The 3,481-nt window shown below is 59.6% G+C and carries 4 protein-coding genes; 3 read left to right on the top strand and 1 reads right to left on the bottom strand.

Annotated features, from left to right (window positions below; all coding sequences use genetic code 11):
• The 3 genes from GX108_04130 to GX108_04120 all read left to right on the top strand — a co-directional run.
• Positions 1–1,037, top strand: a 1,037-nt coding sequence (locus GX108_04130) for a GGDEF domain-containing protein (protein ID NLO56226.1), incomplete at its 5' end; no start/stop codon positions are given.
• Positions 1,038–1,223: 186 nt separating this feature from the next.
• Complete coding sequence (locus GX108_04125) at positions 1,224–1,739, top strand: nitroreductase family protein (protein ID NLO56225.1); 516 nt, start codon at positions 1,224–1,226, stop codon at positions 1,737–1,739.
• 93 nt (positions 1,740–1,832) lie between these two features.
• Positions 1,833–2,966 (top strand): MFS transporter, encoded by a 1,134-nt coding sequence (locus tag GX108_04120; protein ID NLO56224.1) that lies wholly within the window; start codon positions 1,833–1,835, stop codon positions 2,964–2,966.
• A 223-nt stretch (positions 2,967–3,189) separates the two neighbouring features.
• Here the strand turns inward: GX108_04120 and GX108_04115 are convergent.
• On the bottom strand, positions 3,190–3,481 hold a 292-nt coding region (locus GX108_04115; GenBank protein NLO56223.1), incomplete at its 5' end, for a LysM peptidoglycan-binding domain-containing protein.

Raw genomic sequence — 3,481 nt, 5'->3', positions numbered from 1 at the left:
TCGTGCTTTCCGGTTGGTACGCCACGATGTTCGTCACCGACATACTCTTCGGGTATCACCCCGTTGACCGGGTCGACCTGGCCCTGGCCCTCGTCCTTTTTGCCTGCTCCTTCGCGGCTGCGCCCGTGCCATCCACTAGGAAGCGATCCTTCCAGGGGTTATCGGCCCTGGCGGGGCTGCTCCTGATGTCTTCCTCCCCGCTCTTTTTCACCGCGCTGGGCACTCCCTTGAGCATCCTCCTGCTGCGGCACGTTATGACCCTATTCTTCTGCGTCCTGGTGGCGCCCTATTTTCTGAAGCCAAAGGGATTCGCCTTTTTCCTGGTCCTCCTGTACAACGCCCTGTGCTTCTACTATCCCGTGCTCCGAACAAGGGAACTGGACGAGACCATGGCCTATGTGATAGTAACCTACTCCTTCTCCCTCCTCTTTGCCTACTTCTTCCTGGACATCCTGAGGATGAACCTGGACCACGTCTCCTCCCTCATAGCCGCGAAAAGGGATGCCGAGGACAGGGCCCTCAGGGACGACCTCACGGGGGTCTACAACAGGAGGTACTGCGACAACCTCCTAAGGGTGCTCATAGAGAACGAGACCGAAAAAGCTCTCCTCTTCATCGACCTCGACGACTACCAGAACATATACCAGGTTCACGGTCACCTGGTGGGCGACGCCTACCTCAAGAGATCCGCCGAAGCCATATTGGAATCGATTAGATCCGGCGACGTCGTCTCCCGTTTCGGCGGGAACCAGTTCGTGGTGGTCCTCGACAGCAGTGACCTCTCCCTGGCCGAGACGGTGGCCAGGAGGATCATCGAGGCCGTTGGGGAAGTGATCCCCGAATTCGGGGCCATCTCCGTGGGAGCGACCAAGGTCATACCGGGGATAACCCAACAAGCCGTGCTGGTCAACGCCGATATGGCTCTCTACCGGTCAAAGCGTTCTCCTTCGGGGGGCATCTCCATTGTGGACCCTGCCAACCCCAGGATTGAGCCGGACCACTGGCCCGAAACCGGTATGACTCCCCAGGAAAGATGAAGGAAGGGACCCCCGATCTCGGGGGTCCCTTTTGCGCTTTGACGGGGATTTCAGCTCGGGCCCCACAGGCGCCGGATGAACTCCCCTATCCACAAGACGGCCGAGGCCACGGCCTTGAATAGAATTCACATCACGATCACCTGCCTCGTGACAACCATACCATGAAAGAAACCCGGGAGGTCGGCCATGGAGAACAGGACCCTCGAAGTCATACTCTCGAGGAGAAGCATCAGGAAATACACCGATAGGACCGTCGAGGAGGCAACCCTGGAGACCCTGCTCCGTGCCGGGATGAGTGCGCCGAGCGCCCACGACCAACGGCCCTGGGAGTTCCTTTTGATCGATGATAGGGAAACTCTCCATGCCATTACGCTGTTCCACCCCTACTCCAAGATGCTCCACAAGGCATCCGCTGCAATTGTTGTTTGCGGCCATACCACGAATATCAAGTCTACCCGTTTCTGGCCCCAGGACTGCGCGGCGGCGACGATGAACATCCTGCTGGCCGCCCACGCCCTTGGGGTCGGATCGGTGTGGCTCGGGGTATATCCCATGGAGCGCCTTGTCTCCAAGGTAAGGGCACTGCTGGGTGTCCCGGAGGACGTTACGCCCTTTTCGATAGTCTCCCTCGGGTATCCCGCCGAGGAAAAGGAACCCTCCAAAAGATACGACCCCGCCAGGGTACATAGAAATCGCTGGTAGGGGCAAAGGGGGACGCGAGCCATACCGAGAGGTGAAGCCACAAAGGTCGGTCGCTCTCTTTTATTCGACCCCAACCTGAATATTGTCTTCGGCGTGACGCTGATCTCGGTACTGGGCGTCGCGAGCGTCACACCTGCTTTCCCGACGATGATCCGCGCCCTGGGGGTCAACCAGGAGGACGCGGCGTGGCTCATCTCGGCCTTCACGATTCCGGGACTTATATTCACTCCCGTCGTGGGCCTTCTTTCTGACCGCTACGGAAGGAAGAAGGTCCTCATCCCGTGCCTTTTTCTTTTCGGGGCGGCGGGTGGAACCTGCTTTCTTGTTCGCAACTTTGGTCTTCTCGTCTTCCTCAGGTTTTTACAGGGAGTCGGATCGGCGCCCCTGAACGTCCTGAACGCGACCCTGATCGGGGACCTTTTCAAGGGCGACGAAAGGCCGGCGGCCCTGGGCTACAACACCAGCGTCATCGGGGTAGGCGCCGCTCTCTTCCCCGCCTTTGGCGGCCTGCTGGCCATGATCGGCTGGAACTATCCCTTCCTGCTCGCCCTCCTGGCCATCCCGGTGGGGGCCTGGGCATACCTGGGACTCGATGAGGGTGAACGGTTTCTGGAGAAAAACAGGCCGACGGAGGGGTCATCCTCCTCTCTCCTTGGGGGACTTGCCGACAAAGGAATCCCCTTACAGCGCTTCATCACGATGATGGTCTTCGTGATCCAGTTCGGCGGGTTCATCACCTTCCTGCCCTTCTTCCTGGAATCCGGCTACGGCGCGACACCCCTCACGATAGGAATGATATCGGCCGCCATGTCCATCTCCGGGGCTGTCACCTCGTCGAGGGCAGGGTGGCTCTCGACCCGCTTCAGCGGCCGCTCCCTCATGTCAGCGGCCTTCATCCTTTACGGATCGGCGTTTTTGTTCATCCTCCGTGCGCCCGACTGTTGCGGCATGATAGTCCCCGCGGTCCTCTTCGGCGTGGGGCAGGGGATCAACATCCCGAACCTGCTCACGGCCCTCACCGATAGGGCCCCCGAGGGGAGCCGGGCGACGGTCCTGTCCCTCAACAGCATGACCCTGAGGCTGGGGCAAACCCTTGGTCCGCCCCTTTTCGGGATGATCTTCGCCTCGAGGGGCATAGAGGCGGTCTTCATCACCGGAGCTGTTATGGCCGTAGGCATGGCGGTGGTCGTTTTTTGGTTTTTGGGAGGGAATAAGGATAGACCGTAAATCGTGAGGGCCGTAAATCGTAAATCGGGAATCGGGAATCGGAAAAGCAATGGAATGTCCCCAAAAAGTGGAGCAAAAGCGAAAAGCATAAACCGTGAAGCCAAGGCAAAAGCAGAAGGCGTGAATGGTGGACTTCGGGAGATCCCGGCAGGGCATGCGATTCCTGGTTCCTTCAAAGAAAAACCGGCGCCGTCCTGAGACGGCGCCGGTGGTTTACGGTCGCTTAGGGTATCCTCAGCACCTGGCCCGGCTGGAGCATCCTTGGGTCAGGGCCGATGAGGGCGGCGTTGGCCCGGTACAAAACGCCCCACCTATCCCCATCGCCCAGTAGTTGCCGGCTGATGGACCAGAGCGTATCTCCCCGGCGGACGGCATAACTATCGGTCGTCTTTTCGCTTCCCGGACCGAACAGGGGAATGCCGACGGACGCGTCAAGATGGTTGCCCTGGACCAGGGTGCCTTCGGCACCCGAAAGCCACACCGCGTACTTCTCGTCGCTCATCCTGTTCCCCGAT

The organism is Thermovirga sp. (assembly GCA_012523215.1).
Classification (GTDB): domain Bacteria; phylum Synergistota; class Synergistia; order Synergistales; family Thermovirgaceae; genus 58-81.
Note: the sequence above shows the minus strand (reverse complement) of the source record. Positions and strands in the feature narration are given on the sequence as shown.